The organism is Mesorhizobium sp. M7A.F.Ca.MR.176.00.0.0, assembly GCF_004023165.1.
Classification (GTDB): Bacteria; Pseudomonadota; Alphaproteobacteria; order Rhizobiales; family Rhizobiaceae; genus Mesorhizobium.
Genome location: NZ_RZTC01000329.1, coordinates 1 through 294 on the forward strand (window position 1 = coordinate 1; position 294 = coordinate 294).

1 protein-coding gene is annotated in these 294 nt (G+C 58.5%); it reads left to right on the forward strand.

Going from position 1 to position 294, the window contains the following annotated elements; all coding sequences use genetic code 11:
• Positions 1-294: cation:dicarboxylase symporter family transporter (locus EOB59_RS35105; protein WP_128290319.1), on the forward strand; the 294-nt coding region annotated here is incomplete at both ends.

Genomic DNA, 294 nt, shown 5'->3' on the forward strand with positions numbered 1-294 from the left:
GCGACCGGCATTGCCGGCATGAGCGATCTGCAGAAGGTCGGCCGAGTTGCCGCCAAGGCGATGGTCTATTTTCTCACCTTCTCGACGCTCGCTTTTGTTGTCGGGCTGATTGTCACGAATATCGTTCAGCCTGGCGCCGGCCTCAACATCGATCCGGCCTCGCTCGATGTCGAAGCCGTTAAGGGCTATGTGGCCACGGCTCACGAGCAGTCCGTGACCAGCTTCCTGATGAACATCATCCCGTCAACGATTGCCAGTGCCTTCGCGGAAGGCGACATCCTGCAAGTCTTGTTC